Source organism: Kribbella sp. NBC_01505, assembly GCF_045040285.1.
Classification (GTDB): domain Bacteria; phylum Actinomycetota; class Actinomycetes; order Propionibacteriales; family Kribbellaceae; genus Kribbella.
This window is the reverse complement of record NZ_CP109425.1, coordinates 438088-456694: the sequence shown is the minus strand read 5'-3', so window position 1 is coordinate 456694 and position 18607 is coordinate 438088. Positions and strand designations below refer to the sequence as shown.

Here is an 18607-nt window from a genome sequence, read left to right as displayed (position 1 = left end):
GGTATATGACGACCCAATCGAACGCATACGAAGAGACCTCCGACGTCGAAACCGACCTGATTCAGGGCGATGACTCCGGCGCTTCGTTGACGGGTCACGACGACTACGACGACGACCGCGAGGGCACTACCGAGGGCCTTGAGCTCGAGGAGCGCCAGGCGCTCCGCCGCGTGGTCGGGATGTCGACCGAGCTGACCGACATCAGCGAGGTCGAGTACCGCAAGCTGCTGCTGGAGCGGGTGCTGCTGGTCGGCGTCTGGACCGAAGGCAGTGCCGAGGACGCCGAGAACTCGCTGGCCGAGCTGAAGCTGCTCGCCGAGACCGCCGGTTCCGAGGTGCTGGACGGAGTGATCCAGCGCCGGAAGAAGCCGGATGCCGCGACCTTCATCGGTTCCGGCAAGGTGGCCGACCTGCGCAACCTGGTCGCGTCCACCGGTGCGGACACGGTGATCGCCGACGGTGAGCTGGCCCCCGCGCAGCTGCGTAACCTCGAAGACAAGCTCAAGGTCAAGGTGGTCGACCGGACCGCGCTGATCCTGGACATCTTCGCGCAGCACGCGAAGAGCAAGGAAGGCAAGGCTCAGGTCGAGCTGGCCCAGCTGCAGTACATGAAGCAGCGCCTGCGTGGTTGGGGTGGCAATCTGTCCCGCCAGGCCGGTGGCCGCGTCGGTGCGGCCGGTGGCGGTATCGGTGGTCGTGGTCCTGGTGAAACCAAGATCGAGACCGACCGGCGCCGGATCAACACCAAGATCGCCAAGCTGCGCCGAATGCTCAAGGACCTGAAGAGCACCCGCTCGACCATGCGTCAGGAGCGTCGCCGCAACCTGATCCCGTCGGTCGCGATCGCGGGCTACACCAACGCGGGCAAGTCGTCGCTGCTCAACCGGATCACGGGCGCCGGCGTACTAGTCGAGGACGCGCTGTTCGCGACCCTGGACCCGACCACCCGGCGGACCACGACGGCCGACGGCCGCGTCTACACCCTGACCGACACGGTCGGTTTCGTCCGGCACCTGCCGCACGACATCGTCGAGGCCTTCCGCTCGACGCTGGAGGAGGTCGGGGACGCCGACCTGATGCTGCACGTCGTCGACGGGTCGCACCCGGATCCGCTGTCGCAGATCCACGCGGTCCGGGAGGTCCTGGGCGAGATCAACGCCCTCGACGTCCCCGAGATCATCGTGATCAACAAGGCTGACGCCGCCGACCCGCTCGTCCTGGCCACCATCCTGACCCGCGAGCCACGCGCGGTCGTGGTGTCGGCCAAGACCGGCGAAGGCATGGACAAGCTCCGCGACATCCTCGAAGGCGCGCTGCCGCAGCCGCACATCTCACTGGATCTGCTGCTGCCCTACGACCGCGGCGACCTGGTGTCCCGCATCCACTCCGAAGGTTCCGTCGAGCAACTCGAGCACACCGCCGACGGCACCCGGGTCACCGCCCGGGTCCACCCGGCCCTGGCCGGCGACCTGACGCCGTACGCGGTGGCCTGACAGACCACAAGAAACAACCCCCGAGGATCAGCTCCTCGGGGGTTGTTCTTGTCTCAGGTCAGGTGACTACTTCCGCTTCGAGACCTGCACCTTGATGGAGGTGCCGGTGCGCGAGACGACCTTGATGTTGACGCCGTTGTTCGGGACCTTGACGCCGGCCATCGGCTGCTCGGCGAACCAGTACGGCTTGGAGTCGTTGAACGTCGGTACGGCGTCCTGGCCACGGATGTAGCTGGCGGAGCCGTTGATGTGCAGGGTGACGTTGTCCGCCTTCTCGAGGCCGAACGGAGCGTCGTACCCGCCGACCCGCGGCCGCCAGAGCTGGCCGTCGAGGCGGTTGATCGGGACCGGGTGGCTGTCTACCGGCAGCACCAGACCCGCACCGGGGTGCTCGTTGGTGTTGTTGTCCTCCTGCGAGGTGTCCCAGTACCAGACGAGCAGCCCGTCCTGGTACGGGAAGTGCTCGACCTTGTCCGGCGCCGTGTTGCCGAAGCCGTAGTTGTACGGGCCGGTCTTCAGGTTCGCGTCGTAGTCCACGTAGTTGATGTGCGACGCGAGGTAGTAGTTGTCGTGCTGGCTCGTGTACGTCGCACCGACCGTGCTGAAGCCGTTGAGGGCCCAGCCGTCCGGCGTGGTCTCCGCACCGGAGCTGACCACCGCGGTGGTACCCGAGGTGACCTTGATGTCGTCGGCGAAGAAGCCCTTGCCGCCCGCGGCCGGGTCAGTGGCGTAGCGGAACTGCAGTCCGACCGTCTTGCCGGCGTACGCCGACAGGTCGAACGTGGCGGGGACCCAGCCGGTGCTGGTGCCGTCGATGCCGTTGCCTTCGGCGGCCTTGGTGATGCTGCCGGCGATCGGCTTGTAGCCGGTGCCGTCGTTCACCTCGACGTAGGCGTAGTCACACGGGTCGGGTCCACAGTCCTCGATGTCCCAGTTGGCCTGGAAGGTGAGGCTCGCGGCCGCACCGGCCGGGAGGGTGACCTGACGGTTCATCGTGTGGGTGAACGCGTTGCCCTGACCACTCCACCACGACTTGGCGCCGGCGGCCGGAGCCACCAGGTCATGCGTGACCTGCTTCTTCGGCAGCGTCACGACCAGGCCCTGGGCCTTCTTGGAGTTGTACTCGTGCGGACCGAGCTCCAGCGTCCGGTTCTGACCGGCGGCCACGATCTCGTAGTCCAGCCAGCCCAGCTGCAGCTTGTCCCAGGCGCCCATGTCGGCCGCCTGCTCGCCGATGCCGCCGTCGGTCGGCTTGCCGACCCGGCTCTGCGCCATGATCGTCCACCAGTTCACGCTGTTCTCGACAGCGGCACCGGAGGTGTCGTAGTGGTCCGGCAGCCCCAGGTCGTGACCGTACTCGTGCGCGAAGACACTGACCCCGCCGTTCTCCGGCTGGATCGTGTAGTCGGAGACCCACAGGCCGGTGTCACCGATCTGCGAGCCACCGCGCGGGTTGGCCGTCGGACCGCCCGGGTACTGCACCGACCAGCGGTGCGACCAGACGGCGTCCTCGCCCTGCCACGGGTCGCCGTCGGCCTGGTCGCCACCGGCGTGCACGATCTGGAAGTGGTCGATGTAGCCGTCCGGCTCGTTGAAGTTGCCGTCACCGTCGAAGTCGTAGCGGTCCCAGACGTCGAACGACTTCAGGTCGGCCTTGATCTGCGCGGTCGTCCGGCCCTTGGCCTTCTGGTCCGCGACCCACTGGTTGACCGAGTCCGAGATCAGCGCCCACACGTTGTTGCAGTTGTTGGCGTTGCAGGGGTTGCCGTTCGAGCGGCCGTAGCGGGCCTCGTTGTACTTGACCTTCACCCAGTCCGTGACCATGCCGTCCACCGAGTACCGGCCTGAGGACTGCTTCTCGTAGTACTTCTTGACCGAGTTGCCCTTGCCGAAGTACAGGTTCTGGAAGTACTTCTGGCTGTAGTCGGCCTGCCAGACGGTGCTGTTGTCCACCGCGCGGTCCGGCTCCGGGATCGCGTTGTGCAGCGGCCCGTCCCAGGTCGCCGGGCCGGGGAAGTTCGGCGAGGTGTCGACGTCGGGGAAGCTCGGGTGCCGCTCGTTGCCGAACTCGGCGAGCACGACGAAGATCTTGTCGCTCTTCTCCCGGCTCAGCTCGACGTACTGGTCGACCTTGCCGGACTTGTTCTTGACGCCCTTGACGCCGGCGGCCTTGGTGCCGACCTTCACGACCTTGCTGCCGTTGCGCAGCTCCGGTGTGGCCTTGCCGCTCAGCACGCTGGTGAGCGCCTCCTGGCGCAGCTCACGGCGCTTCTCCTCGAGCGGGTTGGACAGCTCGTCCGGACCCGGCGCGACCTCACTGGCGGTCGGCGCGGTCGCGCTGGTAGGCGGTGTCACGGCGTTTCCGGCCTGGGCCCATCCGAGCCCGGCGGTCGCCGCTAAGGCCAGGCTGAACAGCCCAGCGGGTAGCTTGCGCACGATTCCCCTCCATAGCTTTCTCGACTCCGTCGCGATGGTGACGCGACGTGTTCGTAGCTCCCCCGAGCGTGTTTTGCGCGAGAGTACGGTGAAATCCGGGGCCTTCGGAAGCAGATGGCGGAAAAAACCGGTAAACGTGCGGGGAAACCTGCACCATGAGTGGTCTTACTCAAACAGCCGAGTACGACGCCTCGGTCGCACCGGACCGGCTTGTTGACAGACTGTGCCGGTGGAACGCGATTCGGTCGACCTGCTGCAGCCGCTGTGGCGTGCGCTGGTCGTGTTCCGGCTGATCACCTTCGGCTTCGCCTGTTTCGGTGTCTGGATCCGCTGGGACGGGATCGTCCGGCCGTCCGGTGCCATCCTGCAGCTGGTGATCATGGGGGTCTGGACGATCGTCTCGTCGATCGGCTACAGCCGGCGCTGGGGACGCCGGAACACCCGGCTGGCCTTTGCCGACCTGATCATCACGGCCGCCTGTATGTACGCCACGCTCCTCGCGCAGCCGCTGATCCACATCCGCGGTGGTGCCTCCGTACTGACCTCGGTCTGGGTAGCCGGCCCGGTGCTGGCGCTGGCGATCTCACGTGGTCGAGACGGAGGTCTGCTGGGCGCAGCGGCCATCAGCCTGGTGCTGCTGTCGCTACGGGGGGTCGACCATGCGGCAAACGTCCTCAGCAACGTCCAGCTGCTGCTCGTCGCCGGACTGGTCGTCGGGTACGCCGCCTCCACGATGCGGCGAGCCGGGGACCGGCTGCGGGAGGCGATCGCGGCCGAGAGCGCTACCGCTGAGCGGCTGCGGCTCAGTCGGTCGATTCACGACGGAGTCATGCAGGTGCTGGCCCAGGTTCAGCGCCGTGGCAACGACATCGGTGGTGAGGCGGTGGAGCTGGCCCGGATGGCCGCTGAGCAGGAGGTTGCGCTGCGCAGCTTGATGGCCGCTCGTCCAGTGGCAGTAGAGGGCGGCCGGACAGACCTGTGCAGTCAGTTGTTGCCGTTGGCAACCACTAAGGTCGATGTGGTGGTACCGGCCGTACCCGTCCTCCTACCGTCCGCTGCGGCCGACGAACTGGTCGCCGCGGTGAAGGAGGCCCTCAGCAACGTTGCGAAGCACGCGGGCGAGGCACGCAGCTGGGTGGTCGTCGAGGACCTCGACGACGCAGTGCTGGTGTCGATCCGCGACGATGGCATCGGTACGACGGTCGCCCAGCTGGAGCAGGCCCGAGTCGACGGACGCCTCGGTGTGAGCGAGTCGATCCGCGGCCGCATCACCGACCTGGGTGGCACCGCCACCGTCCGTACCGCGCCAGGCGAAGGAACCGAGTGGGAGCTGAAGGTGGACCGAGCATGACCCGAGTGATGATCGTCGACGACCATCCGATGTGGCGCGAAGGGGTGGCGCGAGACCTCGGCAGTCGTGGGTACGACGTCTGCGCGACCGCTCAGGACGTTGATAGTGCGGTGAAGATCGCACTGGCGACCCGGCCGGATGTCGTGGTGATGGACCTGCAGCTGGGGGATGGGTCCGGGGTTGATGCGACGCGGGAGATCACAGCGGCGCTGCCCGACACCCGTGTGCTCGTTTTATCGGCCAGTGCGGAACAGAACGACGTACTGGCTGCTGTGAAGAACGGTGCGTCGGGGTATCTGGTGAAGTCGGCGTCGCTGGACGAGTTCGACGACGCAGTACGGCGTACTGCCGAAGGGGACGCGGTTTTCAGCGCTGGGCTGGCCGGACTGTTGCTGGGGGAGTACCGGCGGCTCGGGGCGGGTCCCGAAGTACCGCATCTGACTGAGCGGGAGACCGAAGTACTCCGGCTGGTCGCACGTGGGCTGACTGCTCGCCAGATCGCGACCCGGCTGGTGCTGTCGCACCGCACCGTGGAGAACCACGTGCAGAACACACTACGGAAGCTGCAGCTGCACAACCGGGCCGAGCTGGTCCGCTACGCGATCGAACACGGGATCGACGCCCCCGAGTAGTCCTCGGGGACGCCGCCGGGCTGGCTTACAGGCCGTTCGTGAACAGCAGGCGGTTGACCGTACCGCCGGTCGCACCACCGGTGACCTTGTTCGGGGTCGCGTTGGTCTCGATGTACGACTTCACCGTCGCCGGGGAGGCCGTGGTGTTGCTCTGCAGGTAGAGGGCCGCGACACCGGCGGTGTGCGGCGTCGCCATCGAGGTCCCGCTCATCGGGCCGGTACCGCCGGTGCGCAGGGTCGAGATGATGTCCGTGCCCGGGGCGTACACATCGACGCACGCGCCGGTGCTCGAGTACGACGCCCGCGCGTCGTTGCGCTCCGACGCCGCGACGACCAGCGCGGTCTCGATCTTGCGGGGCAGCCGGTCACAGGAGTTCCCGCCGGTGTTGCCCGCCGAGGCGGCCAGGAAGACACCGGAGTTGATCATGGCGCGCAGCGAGTTCTCCAGTGTGGTGTTCGCGCTGAAGTTCCACGAGGCGTTGGCCACGGCGGGCTTGACCGCGTTCCGGGTCACCCAGTCCACCGCGGCGATCGCGGAGGACGCCGTGCCGCCACCGCTGCAGTCCAGCCACTTGACGCCGTGCAGACGGACACCCTTCGCCACGCCGTAGGTGTTGGATCCGATGGTGCCGGCGACGTGGGTGCCGTGGCCCATGCAGTCGGTGTTGTTGGTGTCGATGCCGTTGAAGTCGAACGTGGCGCGGCCACCGAAGTCCGGGTGTGACGGGGTGACCCCGGTGTCGATGATGTAGGCGTGCACGCCCTGGCCGGTCCGGGTGTAGGTGTAGGAGGCCGACAGCGGAAGGTTGCGCTGGTCGATCCGGTCCAGGCCCCAGGTCGGGTTGGCCTGGGTGGCGTCGACCGCGTTCTCGATCCGCACGTCCTGCGAGATCGCGACCACGTCAGGGTTCTTCTGCAGTGCGCTCAGCTGGGCGGCGGTGAGCTTGGCGCTGAAGCCGTTGACGGCGGTGCTGAACTGACGCTGCGGAGCGATCCCCAGACCGCTCTTCAGCTTCATGCCCTTCTTCAGCTCGACGATGTAGGTGTCCTTGATGGCCGAGACACCGGGCTCCGCCGGGGCGACCTGGACGATGATCCGGTCCGGGGCGGGAGTGGCGGCGCCGGCGGTACCGGCAGTGGCGAGGGCGAGGGCCGGGGCCAGGCCCACGGCGAGAATCAGCGAGACGGTACGACGCACGGGTTCCTCCTCAGGAACTCATCACCCACCGGGGCGGAGGGGTGATCACCGTCGGTCCGGAGTCGATCACGGACCGGGGTGGGGGAGAAGTTAGGCCGTGCTCACCTGACGCGTCAATCAGTTCTGGGGTGCGCTGATGTCATGGCACAGCGCTGCCGTGGGGTGGCCGTTTGTTCACCCCCAGAGCGGTGCTAGTCGCGACGCGGTCGCTTGTGAGATTGTTCCGCCAAGGCTTGAACCGTGTCCGTACACTGAGCGTCCACGCTTGCCGTGACTGCTCTGTGTCACGACACCCGTACTGCGGGTGCCCATCCCCGGAGGCTGTAGTGAACCGGTCGTCCCTCGTGCGCGGAGTCCTCGCGTTCGCCGTACTGGCCCTGTCGACGTTCGTCGTCCTGACCGCGAAGCCGGAGCTCGGGCTCGACCTGCGCGGCGGTACGCAGATCGTGCTGGAGGCCAAGGACACGCCGGAGGTGAAGGTCTCCAAGGAGATCACCGACAAGGTCACCCAGGTGCTGCACCGCCGCGTCGACGCCCTCGGCGTCGCCGAGCCGAACGTGACGCGCCAGGGCGAGAACCGGATCATCGTCGAGCTCCCCGGCGTCCAGGACCCGCGCGAGGCGGCGAAGGTGGTCGGCAAGACCGCCCAGCTGACCTTCCACGAGGTGCTGAACCAGGTCGCCGAGAAGCCGGCCAAGACCGCCAAGGGTGAGCTCTGGCTGCCCAGCGACGTCGGCGGAGGTGTCCTCCAGCTGGCCAAACCGGCGATGACGGGTGAGCTCGTCAGCGGCGCCGACGGGATGATCGACCCGCAGCAGGTCGGCCAGGGCTGGTTCGTCCAGATGAAGTTCAAGGGCGACGGCGGCAAGATCTGGGCCGACATCACCGGCAAGGCCGCCTGTGAGCCGGTGAACACCCCCAAACGGCAGGTCGCGATCGTCCTCGACAACGAGGTGATCAGTGCGCCGCAGGTCGACCCGGACGGCGGGAACCAGCTGTGTGGCAGGGGGATCGCCGGCGGCACCAGCACGATCAGCGGCTCCTTCACCGAGGCCGAGGCCAAGGATCTGGCCGCGCTGATCGAGGGCGGCTCGCTGCCGGTCCCGGTCGAGATCATCGACCAGCGCTCGGTCGGCCCGTCGCTCGGCAAGGACGCCATCCGGGCCAGCGCCGAGGCGGCGATCATCGGCCTCGGACTGACCGCGATCTTCATCATCTTCGTGTACCGGCTGGTCGGCCTGATGGCCGTGCTCGGCCTGATCGGGTACGCCGGGATGTCGTATGCCGCGTTGACCGTGCTCGGTGCGACGCTGACGCTGCCCGGTCTGGCCGGTTTCGTGCTCGCGATCGGGATGGCGGTCGACGCGAACGTCCTGGTCTTCGAGAGAGCCCGGGAAGACCACATAGGCGGGCGGACGGACGGCCTGCGTCGTTCGCTGCGCAGCGGCTTCCAGAACGCGTTCTCCGCGATCGCGGACTCCAACATCACCACCCTGCTCGCGGCCGGGCTGTTGTTCTTCCTGGCGGCCGGGCCGGTGCGTGGATTCGGTGTCACGCTGAGCATCGGTGTGCTGGCGTCGCTGTTGTCCGCGCTGGTCGTGACTCGCGTGCTGGCCGAGTTCTTCGTGTCTCGGAAGTTCGTGCTGAAGCGTCCCGGCCTGAGCGGCATCAACGGTCATGGTCGAGTGCGCATCTGGCTGGAGAATCGTCGGCCGGCTCTGATGAGTCACAGTCGGCGTTGGCTGCTGATCAGCGTCGTCGTGATCGCGGTCGGTGTCGCGGGCGTCGTCGTACGGGGTCTGAATCTTGGGATCGAGTTCACCGGCGGGCGGTTGCTGGAGGTCAGCACGGCGCAGCGGATCACGCCGGACCAGGCGCGCGCCGCGGTCGGCGAGGCCGGGTATCCGACCGCCATCGTGCAGGCGACCGACAACGACAACGTCACCGTGCGGACCGGGACGATCTCGGACGACGAGGCGGAGAAGGTTCGCGAGTCGATCTCGCGGATCGGTGGAAGTGCCGAGCTGGTTCGCAACGAGAGCATCGGTCCGTCGCTCGGTGAAGAGCTGCGCAACAAGGGCCTGATCGCGCTCGGGATCGCGCTGCTCGCCCAGCTGGCCTACCTGGCTGCACGCTTCCGATGGACGTTCGGCGCGGGCGCGGTGCTGGCGCTGGTTCAGAACGTCGCGGTCGTGGTCGGCGTCTTCGCCTGGACCGGGAAGCCGGTCGACGGCATCTTCCTCGCCGCGATCCTGACCATCATCGGCTACACGGTGAACGACTCGGTCGTCGTCTTCGACCGGATCCGCGAGACCCGGAGCGCGCGAGCCACCGAGAACCTCGGACCGGTCATCGACACCGCGATCGTCAACGTGCTGCCACGGACCGTGAACACCGGTATCTCGACGCTGTTCATCCTGTCCGCCCTGCTGATCCTGGGCGGCGACTCGCTGGGCGACTTCTCGCTGGCGCTGCTGCTCGGCATCCTGGTCGGCACCTACTCGTCCAACCTGACCGCTGCGCCGCTGCTCCTCGAGCTCGAACGCCGCTACCCGGCCCCGCCGCCCCGCCCGAAGCGGGCCCAGGTCGATCGGGACGCCGCCCCTGACCGCGGAGCCGTCGTCTGATCCGATGAATAGACAGTGTCTACGCTCGTGGTGTAGACACTGTCTACGTGATCGCTCTCGCCTTGCTGACGGCCTCCGCGTGCTGCCATGCAACGTGGAACCTGCTGATGAAATCCGTCAGCACCAAAGGCCCTGCCTTCGTCTGGGTCTGCGGCGTCGTCACGCTCCCGGTCTCCGTCGTGCTGCTTCTGCGCGCGTCGTCCATCACCTGGTGGCCGGCGCTCATCAGCATGGCCCTGCACACGCTGTACGCCGTCACCCTCCAGAAGGCGTACGCCGTCGCTGACTTCGCCACCGTCTACCCGGTGAGCCGAGGCTCCGCGCCGGTGCTCGTCGCTCTCCTTGCGGAGACGTCGAACTGGCACGTCTACGCGGGCGCTGCTCTGGTGCTCTGCGGTGTCCTGGTCATGGACCGCCTGCAGTTGCAGGCTCGCGGCATCACGCTCGGGCTCGTCGTCGCGATCTGCACAGCGGCGTACACGCTGTGGGACGCCTATGCGATCACCACACTCCACGCCGACCTGCTGACCTACCTGGCCGTCGGCAACCTCGCCCAGGTTGCCGTGCTCTCGGTGTTGGTCCGCGGTCACCGCGCAGCGTTGGGGGAGTGGCGGCGAGCGCTCCCGATCGCCGTCCTCACCCCGGCCAGCTACGGCCTGGTCCTCCTGGCCCTCTCCTTCGCCTCCGTCAGCACGGTCGCCGTCGGCCGCTCCCTGAACGTCGTCATCGGTGCCCTCGTCGGCTTCGTCGTACTCCATGAACGCGTCACCCGCGCCCGCCTGGCCGGACTAGCAGCGGTCGTCGCCGGCGTCGTACTCGTGAGCACCTGAAGGGATTCCCATGAAAGACCTCGTCCTCCTGCACGCCGGCACCAGCAGCCCCGCCACCTGGGACGCCCTCACTCCTCCCCTGACCGAACTCGGCTACCGAGTCCACACCCCGACTCTTCTCGGCCACGCGGGCGCCGAACGCCGCCGTACCTATGCGCTGGACGCCTTCCGCGACGACGTCCTCTCGCAACTCGACCACCTGGACGACTTCGCCTTGGTCGGCAACTCCCTGGGCGCATTCGTCGCCTCCGCCATCGCCATCGAGCAGCCGACCCGGGTTACCCGCCTGGTCCTCGAAGAACTCCCCGTCCCGCCCCGAACTCCCGACGACAACGGCCCCGTCCGGATACCAACCCCCGCTCTTGTCCTCAGGACCCTAGGCCTCCTGATGCGTGGCTGCGACCACCGTCTCCTCCACGACGTAGTCATCGCCCTCCGCCGGCCCAATCCGACTTGGTGGGAAGGCCTCCCCAGGGTCCCCGCCCCCACCCTCCTCCTGGCCGGCGGCCCCACCAGCCACCTGGACCAATCCCGCTTCCCCCTGGTCACTGCCGCCCTCCCCGCAGCCACCCTCACCGAAATCCCCGCCGGCCACCGCATCCACACCAAGTCCCCCACTCCCTGGCTAACCGCCGTAACCACCCACCTCGCCTAACCCATCCACCGCCACCCCATCTCCCGCCGAACCGGTGCCCCTTTACGCCGAACCGGTGGCCCTTTACGGCGAACCGGTGGCCCTTTACGGGGTGGTACCGCCTCCCACCGCCTGTTGCTATCGCTCCCCAAACCGTTTTGGGGAGCGATAGCCCTCCCACACAGCGATCTGGGGAGCGTTCACCCCCCGATTCGGTCCGAAATCCTCCCCGGACCGTCTCGGCACCGCACAGGTGCGTCCCAGCTGGACCCAGCGCGGTACTGCCCGCTGCCCGCCGCCGTTGCCCGCTGCCCGCCGCCGCGCCCGTTGCCCGCTGCCCGCCGCCGTTGCCCGCTGCCCGCCGCCGCGCCCGTTGCCCGCTGCCCGCCGCCGTTGCCCGCTGCCCGCCGCCGCGCCCGTTGCCCGCTGCCCGCCGCCGTTGCCCGCTGCCCGCCGCCGCGCCCGTTGCCCGCTGCCCGCCGCCGCGCCCGCTGCTCGCTGCCCGCCGCCGCGCCCGCTGCCCGCCGCCCCCGCCCGCCATCCGCCGCCCCCGCCCGCTGCCCGCCATCCGCCCCCGCGCGCTGCCCGCCTTCCGCCGTCCGCCTATGCACTGCCTCTGCTGTCTCGCCCACATCCCGTGGGTCGGCATACCCGGTGGGGGCTGTGAACAGGTAATTCCTTGTTCAGGCCCACCGGTTCTTGTTCACGCCCACGTGTTGTGGCGCTTCGCCGGTTGTCCCGCCGCTGGGATGCGGGCGGGGTATGTGGTGGCTGGGCACTTTGTCTGGGCAGGAACCCCGCCGTCCCGAATGTGCTCGTCCTGTCCGGCCGCTCGGATTCGGCCGGTGGGGTAGGCGGTGGCTGGTCGCCGCTGCGGCCGATGTGACTGAAGCGGTGTGGCTGGGGTGGTCTTCGGCTGAGGGGGATGGTGCGGTCGGTGACCACGGTTCCGTTGCTTGTGGCTGACGGGCTGTGGTTGCTCCCGACAATGAGGAGGCTTGATGGCTTCCCGTCGCGGTGGCGAAGGGCTATGTTCCGGTGGTCTGCTGGCTCGTTGTATTTGACCGGATATCCGGTCAAATGGCCCTTCTCTGGTCGAATATTGAGGGGAGATCCCCTCGTTTTCCAGACGGCAAGGGCGCTCTCAGTCACAGGCCTGGCTAGCGACCTGCTTCTCGGTTTATCGGCCGCAGCGGCGAGTACCCCGCACCCACCCCTCGGGCCGCGTCCCGGCGAGTCGAATTCCGGCTTTGCGGGGATCTACTGCCACCCAGCGACAGCAGATCCGCGCAAAGGCGAGCTCCAGCCCCGCAAACCGGGTCCCCGCCCTCGGCGAGCGGTGCGTCACCGGATCGAGCCCGGCGATCGCCGTGAACGACCATCGCCGGTGGTTATCCACAGGCGGAATCGGCGAGGCGGAAAGTGTCGGTGGGGCGGGCTAGGGTGTGGCGGTGGGTGTAGACGTACGCGAACTGCTGGAAGCCGCTGTCTCTGGGATCGCCGGGCAGACACGACCTGGTCAGGTGGAGATGGCCGAGGCCGTCAGCACCGCGATCCATGAAGGCTCGCACCTGCTGGTCCAGGCCGGCACCGGGACGGGCAAGTCGCTCGGGTATCTCGTGCCCGCCCTGCTGCACGCGATCGAGGACCGCCGGGTCGTCGTCTCGACCGCCACCCTGGCGCTCCAGTCGCAGCTCGTCGACCGCGATGTCCCGGCGCTGCTCGACGCGACCGAGAAGCTCCTTCCGCGCCGCCCGAAGTACGCGATCCAGAAGGGCCGCAACAACTACGCCTGCCTGCATCGGATCCGCGAGGGTGCGCCGGACGAGGACGGCATGCTGATCGACATGCCGCCGGCCGGCCCGGTCGGCCAGCAGGTCCTGGAGCTGCGCGACTGGGCCGAGCAGCAGTTGCTCGACGGCGAGGCCGGCGACCGCGACCACGCGCCGTCCCATCAGTACCAAGCCTGGCAGCAGGTCGCGATCGCGGCCCGGGAGTGCCTCGGCGCGCAGAAATGCCCGTACGGCGACGAGTGCTTCGCGGAGAAGGCCAAGGAGCAGGCCCGCAAGGCCGACATCGTCATCACGAACCACGCACTGCTCTCGATCGACGCCTTCGAGAATCGCACGGTCCTCCCCGAGCACGACGTGATCATCGTCGACGAGGCCCACGAGCTGCCGGCCCGCGTCACCGGAGCGGCCGGCGACGAGCTCTCGCCCCAGATGATCGAGCGCGCGGCCAAGCGTGCCCGCCGATTCGTGGACGACGACAAGGCCGACGACCTGATCGACGCCTCGGACGCTCTCCGCGCAGCCCTCGAAGGCACCCGCGAGGGCCGGATCGAGCCGTCGAACGCGCCTGTCCTCGAGGCGGCCGGCCTGGTCCGCGACGCCGCCCGCGGGCTGTATTCCGACCTGAACAAGAAGTCCGACGACAAGGACGACGACCCGGACGGCGCCAAGCGCCAGGCCAAGGGTGCGGTGAAGGAGATGTTCGACGTCGCCGAGCGGGTCGCGGCGCTGAACGATCTCGACGTCGTCTGGATGGTCGACCGCGAGCGCTTCGGCCGTGAGCTGCGGATCGCCCCGCTCACCGTCGCCGGCCTGCTCCGCGAGCTCGTCCTCAAGGACCGGACAGCGATCCTGACCTCCGCGACTCTCTCGCTCGGCGGAGACTTCGATTCGATCGCGCGCCAGGTCGGCCTGCGCCCGGCCGACAAACTCGAGGACGGCGACGAGATGCCGGAGCTCGACGACAGCAACGAGACCGGGCCGCTGCCGTGGCGCGGCCTCGACGTCGGTTCCCCGTTCGAGTACGAGAAACAAGGCATTCTGTACGTCGCCAAGCACCTCCCGCCGCCGCATCGCGACGGGCTCGGGCAGAAGCAGTTCGACGAGATCATCGACCTGATCACCGCGGCCGGTGGCAGGACGCTCGGCCTGTTCTCGTCGCGCCGTGCTGCCGAGGCGGCGACCGCGGCAGTTCGTGAGGCGACCGATCTGACCATCCTCTGCCAAGGCGATGCGCAGCTGGGCGAGCTGGCCAAGGAGTTCGTCGACAACCCCGAGACCTCCCTGTTCGGGACTCTCTCGCTCTGGCAGGGCATCGACGTACCGGGCTCGACCTGCAACCTCGTCATCATCGACCGCGTCCCGTTCCCGCGTCCCGACGAGCCGCTGATGGCGGCCCGCCAGCGAGCCGTCGACGAGGCCGGCGGCAACGGCTTCATGGCCGTCGCCGCGACGCACGCCGCGCTGTTGCTTGCCCAGGGCACCGGCCGTCTGATCCGCCGCAGCTCCGACCGCGGCGTGGTCGCGATCCTCGACCCCCGCATCGTCACCCAGCGGTACGGCGGTTTCCTGCGCGCCTCCTTGCCTCCGATGTGGCCGACGGCGGATCGTGAGAAGGTGCTCGGCGCCTTGAAGAGACTCCAGACGGTATGAGCCCGTCGGGCGGTCCGCCGGTGCTGCCGATGATGGCTGCGCTGGGGGAGATGCCGTCCGGGGCGGACTGGTCGTACGAGCTCAAGTGGGACGGCATCCGCGTCGTCGTCGAGGTCGACGACGGTGTCTGCCGATTGTGGTCACGCAACAGCCGTGATGTCTCCGGCGGCTATCCCGAGCTGATCGGTCTGGCCGAAGCGCCCGGTCTCCGGCTCCCCGCCGTACTGGACGGGGAGATCGTCACCCTCGACGAGCACGGTGCGCCGTCGTTCGGGCTGCTGCAACGGCGGATGCACGTGCGGGATCCGCGGCAGTTGCGGCACCTGATCACCGAAGTACCGGTCTCGGTGCGGCTGTTCGACCTGCTCCGCTTCGACGGCAAGTGGTTGCTTGAGGCAACGTACGACGATCGCCGCGGTCTGCTCGAGTCGCTGGAGCTCGGGGATCCGTTCTACGAGACGCCCGCCGCGTACACCGATGGCGCCGAAGCTCTCGAGCTCGCCATGACCACCGGGCTCGAAGGCGTGGTAGCGAAACGGCGTCGTTCCCGTTACCTGCCTGGCCGACGCAGCGCCGACTGGATCAAGGTCAAGCCGGTCCAGACCCGCGACGTCATCCTCTGCGGCTGGCATCCGGGGGAGGGGAACCGGGAAGGCAAGATCGGTTCCTTCTACTGCGCCGCGTACGCCGAAGCCGGCGGCGAACTGCTTCTGATCGGCAAGGTCGGCTCGGGGCTCGACTTCGCGACCCTCGACATGCTCGGCGCCGAGCTGGCTGGTCTGGAGGTCGACCGGCCGGCCTTCGACCCGGCCACGATTCCGGGCCCCGATCGCCGCCGCGCGCACTGGCTGGATCCAGTGCTTGTGGCCGAGGTCACCTTCTCCGGCTGGGCGGCCGACGGCCGCCTCCGGCATCCGGTCTGGCGTGGTCTCCGTCTCGACATCGACCCCGGCGACGTACTGCTCTCGTCCTGAATCACGGCGCGCCGATTCATGAGACAAATGTCCGGAATACGGTCGGATTTGCGCTGCGCTGCGACGCCGGATGTTCAGGTGTTGCAGCCACTGGGTGACGAAGTCGTTGCGCTCGGCATCGATCGCCGAGGGTGCCCGTTCTTGGGTCAGTCGTTCGATTCCCGCGAGGTGGCCGGTAACGCCAGCGCCGCCTCGATCTTGTCGGACAGCTTCTCCGGCGTGTTGGTCGGCGCGTAGCGCGCGATCACCGCGCCGTCGCGGCCGATCAGGAACTTGGTGAAGTTCCATTTGACCCGGCCGCCGAGCAGGCCGCCCGCCTCGCGTTTCAGCCAGTTGTACAAGGGAATCGTCCGCGATCCGTTCACGTCGATCTTGGCGAACATCGGGAACGTCACGTGGTAGATCGTCGAGCAGAAGTTCGCGATCTCGTTCTCGTCACCGGGCTCCTGGTGGTTGAACTGGTCGCAGGGGAAGCCCAGTACCGAGAAGCCCTGCCGACGGTAGGTCTTGTAGAGCTTCTGCAGTCCCGCGTACTGCGGGGTCTGGGAGCACTGCGAGGCCGTGTTCACCACCAGGAGCACCTGGTCGCGGAAATCGGCAAGAGACTGTTCATTGCCTTCGATCCGGCGCGCGCTGAAGTCGTAGACAGTCGTCATGAGAACAATGCTGACACGCCGCGCCCGACTTCGCTCGCCGTCTGAGATGTCAGACTCGCCGCAGAACTGTTACGACCTTTCCGAGGATCACCGCGTCCTTGCCGTCGATCGGCTCGAACGCTGGGTTGTGCGGCATCAGCCAGATCTCCGACTTGGTCTTCTTGAACGTCTTCACGGTCGCCTCGCCGTCGATCATGGCAGCGACGATGTCACCGTTCTCCGCGGTCTGCTCCTGCCGGACGACCACCCAGTCGCCGTCGCAGATGGCGATGTCGATCATCGACTCACCCTTGACCTTCAGCATGAACAGCGTGCCCTCACCGACCATTGCCTTGGGCAACGGGAAGACCTCTTCGACCTCCTGCTCGGCGAGGATCGGGTTACCGGCCGCGATCTGGCCGACCACCGGCACGTAGACCGCGTCCGGGTGCGCGTCGCCGGCGCCGGTCTCGTCGTACGCCGTCTGTCGCACCGAACCGAGCGCGTTGCGCCGCGCGGCCGCGTCGACCTCGCCGGGGTAGCGGACCTCGATGGCACGCGGCCGGTTCGGGTCGCGGCGGAGCAGGCCCTTCTGCTCGAGCACCCGCAGCTGGTGCGACACCGACGACGAGCTGGTCAGTCCGACCTTCTCGCCGATCTCGCGCATCGAGGGCGGGTAGCCGCGGCTGTCCACCGAATCACGGATGACGTCCAGCACCCGGCGCTGCCGCGGCGTCAGTCCGGTCGCGTCGGCCGGCCCGTCGGGCAGCTCGCTCACGCTCCGGTTCGCCGCGCCGGTCGCGTTCGCGGCGCGGTCCTCGTTCTTGCTGGAACCGCTCGGCGTCCTGGCCATCGGTGATCCGCTCCTCTGGTCGGGCCGGCGAAAACGCACCGGCCAGGCTGTCGTCAGTTCGAGCTCCACCCCACCGCCTCGGACAGGCTCGACTGAGATGACCGTAGACCGAATCCTGAGATTCTTCAAACATTTGTTCGAAGGCGTGTCGGTTCGCACGTTTGTTCGTGTGTCAGGTTATAGGGCGGGAATTCTCCTGGCGTGTCGCTGTTGGAAGTAGTTGCGTCCGCAGGGGTGATGGGTTAATCATTCGTACAGACGTTCGATCGAACAGGTGTTCGTCTGATGGTCTCCATGAAAACTGTCGGAGGCTGCCGGTAGACAAGGAATCACAGCGAACGACGTGGTCTGGAGGATCTGATGAGCACAGCGGCACTCGCACCGGATGCAGTGGCTGGGCGCCTGGCACCCGAGGTTGCGCCCGCTCCCCAGGGGGCCCCGCGCCGTCGCCGGATCCCCGGCGCCACGACAGAGCCGCTCCCGATCCGCGGCTGCGCCGGCGAGGTCCTCGGTCGCCACGTGGCCGAGCCGGCCGCTCTGCGGCAGGTCGCACGCCGCGAGGAGCTGCGGCGCCCGCACGAGCTCGAGGCTCCGGCCCTGCGCCTGACGCGGCGCGGCCGGATGCTGGTCTCCTTCGTGTCGGTGCTGGTCTTCGGCTCCGCCATCGCGGTGCTCGGGTTGCGCATCGCCGGTGTCCTCGACTCCGGTCCCGACTTCAGCAGCACCGTCCCGGTGCAGGTCACGCCGGGCCAGAGCCTGTGGTCGATCGCCCAGGAGACGAATCCGGGTCAGGACCCGGCCGTCGTCATCGAGAAGATCGCGGAGCTCAACAAGCTGACCGGCCCCGCGGACCTCATGCCTGGCCAGACGCTGCAGATCCCGATCGCCCGCTGAGCCATTCGGCCTTGAGCAATGCGTAGACGTACTCGTTGCACCACTCGTCCTTGAACCACAGAGCCTGTAGGTGATGGGCCTCGCGGCGCATGCCGAGTCGTTCCAGCAGTTGCGCGGACGCCGAGTTCCGATCGTCCAGCAGCGCGACGATCCGATGTAGCCCGAGCTCTTCGAATCCCAGCCGCAGCATTTCCCGCGCGGCCTCCGAGGCCAGCCCCTTGCCCTGGTAGTCCGGGTGCAAGGCGTAGCCCAGCTCGCCCAACTGATCGCCCTCGCTGGCCCATTTCAGCAGGACCTCACCGATCACGGTCCCGGTCTCGCGGAGTTCGATCGCCAGCACCAGCCACTGACCTTCCTCGGTCAGCCGATCCTGCGTGAGCTTCGCCTCCAGGGCCACCCGGGTCAGTTCCCGGTCCCGCACCGGCCATGGCACGTACCGCACGACATCCGGGATCGAGTGGAACGCGAGCAGGTCGTCGAGGTCCTCCCGCCGATGCGCGCGCAGGTCCAGCCGCTCGGTCCGCAGTGGATAGGTCGGGTGCAATCCGGTCACGACGCCGTCCTCACGAGTAGTCTGTCTAACAGCATTAGACAGTAGCTCCTCCGA

Annotated in this window: 14 protein-coding genes; 9 read left to right on the top strand and 5 right to left on the bottom strand. The window is 67.9% G+C overall.

Translation table 11 applies throughout. The features are described from left to right. The first annotated feature begins 5 nt into the window (after nucleotides 1-5). Nucleotides 6-1493: a GTPase HflX gene (hflX, locus tag OG474_RS01835; protein WP_405060400.1), complete on the top strand. Its 1488-nt coding sequence runs from the start codon at nucleotides 6-8 to the stop codon at nucleotides 1491-1493. 66 nt (nucleotides 1494-1559) lie between these two features. Here hflX and OG474_RS01830 read toward each other — a convergent pair whose 3' ends face one another. Continuing rightward, entirely contained in the window at nucleotides 1560-3929 is a 2370-nt protein-coding gene (locus OG474_RS01830) for an immune inhibitor A domain-containing protein (RefSeq protein ID WP_405060399.1), read from the bottom strand. Between the two features lie 229 nt (nucleotides 3930-4158). Here OG474_RS01830 and macS point away from each other — a divergent pair, with 229 nt between their 5' ends. Together macS and OG474_RS01820 are read left to right on the top strand one after the other, a co-directional pair. Further along, a complete protein-coding gene (gene macS / locus OG474_RS01825; protein WP_405060398.1) occupies nucleotides 4159-5280 on the top strand; it encodes a MacS family sensor histidine kinase in 1122 nt (373 codons plus the stop codon). Continuing rightward, nucleotides 5277-5912: a response regulator gene (locus OG474_RS01820; protein WP_405060397.1), complete on the top strand. Its 636-nt coding sequence runs from the start codon at nucleotides 5277-5279 to the stop codon at nucleotides 5910-5912. The genes macS and OG474_RS01820 overlap by 4 nt, the downstream gene beginning before the upstream one ends. Before the next feature lie 25 nt (nucleotides 5913-5937). Here OG474_RS01820 and OG474_RS01815 read toward each other — a convergent pair whose 3' ends face one another. Next, complete coding sequence (locus tag OG474_RS01815) at nucleotides 5938-7110, bottom strand: S8 family peptidase (RefSeq protein ID WP_405060396.1); 1173 nt, start codon at nucleotides 7108-7110, stop codon at nucleotides 5938-5940. Nucleotides 7111-7436: 326 nt separating this feature from the next. Between OG474_RS01815 and secD the strand changes: the two genes are divergently transcribed. The 5 genes from secD to ligD all read left to right on the top strand — a co-directional run bounded on the left by secD (nucleotide 7437) and on the right by ligD (nucleotide 15618). Continuing rightward, nucleotides 7437-9737: a protein translocase subunit SecD gene (gene secD, locus OG474_RS01810; RefSeq protein WP_405060395.1), complete on the top strand. Its 2301-nt coding sequence runs from the start codon at nucleotides 7437-7439 to the stop codon at nucleotides 9735-9737. Between the two features lie 47 nt (nucleotides 9738-9784). Beyond that, a complete protein-coding gene (locus OG474_RS01805; protein ID WP_405060394.1) occupies nucleotides 9785-10567 on the top strand; it encodes an EamA family transporter in 783 nt (260 codons plus the stop codon). Nucleotides 10568-10577: 10 nt separating this feature from the next. Continuing rightward, nucleotides 10578-11222 (top strand): alpha/beta fold hydrolase, encoded by a 645-nt coding sequence (locus tag OG474_RS01800; RefSeq protein ID WP_405060393.1) that lies wholly within the window; start codon nucleotides 10578-10580, stop codon nucleotides 11220-11222. 1424 nt (nucleotides 11223-12646) lie between these two features. Further along, nucleotides 12647-14644: an ATP-dependent DNA helicase gene (locus OG474_RS01795; RefSeq protein WP_405060392.1), complete on the top strand. Its 1998-nt coding sequence runs from the start codon at nucleotides 12647-12649 to the stop codon at nucleotides 14642-14644. Continuing rightward, entirely contained in the window at nucleotides 14641-15618 is a 978-nt protein-coding gene (gene ligD / locus OG474_RS01790; RefSeq protein ID WP_405060391.1) for a non-homologous end-joining DNA ligase, read from the top strand. The genes OG474_RS01795 and ligD overlap by 4 nt, the downstream gene beginning before the upstream one ends. A gap of 146 nt (nucleotides 15619-15764) precedes the next feature. Here the strand turns inward: ligD and OG474_RS01785 are convergent, their stop codons facing one another. Then, nucleotides 15765-16274, bottom strand: a complete 510-nt coding sequence (locus OG474_RS01785; RefSeq protein ID WP_405060390.1) for a glutathione peroxidase — start codon at nucleotides 16272-16274, stop codon at nucleotides 15765-15767. A gap of 49 nt (nucleotides 16275-16323) precedes the next feature. Beyond that, entirely contained in the window at nucleotides 16324-17106 is a 783-nt protein-coding gene (gene lexA, locus OG474_RS01780) for a transcriptional repressor LexA (RefSeq protein WP_405060389.1), read from the bottom strand. A 360-nt stretch (nucleotides 17107-17466) separates the two neighbouring features. On the opposite strand from lexA, the gene OG474_RS01775 reads away from it, so the two are divergent. Continuing rightward, nucleotides 17467-18000 carry a LysM peptidoglycan-binding domain-containing protein gene (locus OG474_RS01775; protein ID WP_405060388.1) on the top strand — a complete coding sequence of 178 codons (534 nt, stop codon included), beginning with the start codon at nucleotides 17467-17469 and terminating at the stop codon, nucleotides 17998-18000. Here the strand turns inward: OG474_RS01775 and OG474_RS01770 are convergent. Next, nucleotides 17960-18553, bottom strand: a complete 594-nt coding sequence (locus OG474_RS01770) for a GNAT family N-acetyltransferase (RefSeq protein WP_405060387.1) — start codon at nucleotides 18551-18553, stop codon at nucleotides 17960-17962. The two genes, OG474_RS01775 and OG474_RS01770, sit on opposite strands and share 41 nt — an antisense overlap. Nucleotides 18554-18607: the final 54 nt, after the last annotated feature.

What these genes read in the sequence shown, in the direction of transcription:
- hflX (WP_405060400.1), top strand. Translation starts at nt 6, where the DNA reads ATGACGACCCAATCGAACGCATACGAAGAGACCTCCGACGTCGAAACC.
- OG474_RS01820 (WP_405060397.1), top strand. Translation starts at nt 5,277, where the DNA reads ATGACCCGAGTGATGATCGTCGACGACCATCCGATGTGGCGCGAAGGG.
- OG474_RS01800 (WP_405060393.1), top strand. Translation starts at nt 10,578, where the DNA reads ATGAAAGACCTCGTCCTCCTGCACGCCGGCACCAGCAGCCCCGCCACC.
- ligD (WP_405060391.1), top strand. Translation starts at nt 14,641, where the DNA reads ATGAGCCCGTCGGGCGGTCCGCCGGTGCTGCCGATGATGGCTGCGCTG.
- OG474_RS01785 (WP_405060390.1), bottom strand. Translation starts at nt 16,274, where the DNA reads ATGACGACTGTCTACGACTTCAGCGCGCGCCGGATCGAAGGCAATGAA.
- lexA (WP_405060389.1), bottom strand. Translation starts at nt 17,106, where the DNA reads ATGGCCAGGACGCCGAGCGGTTCCAGCAAGAACGAGGACCGCGCCGCG.
- OG474_RS01775 (WP_405060388.1), top strand. Translation starts at nt 17,467, where the DNA reads ATGAGCACAGCGGCACTCGCACCGGATGCAGTGGCTGGGCGCCTGGCA.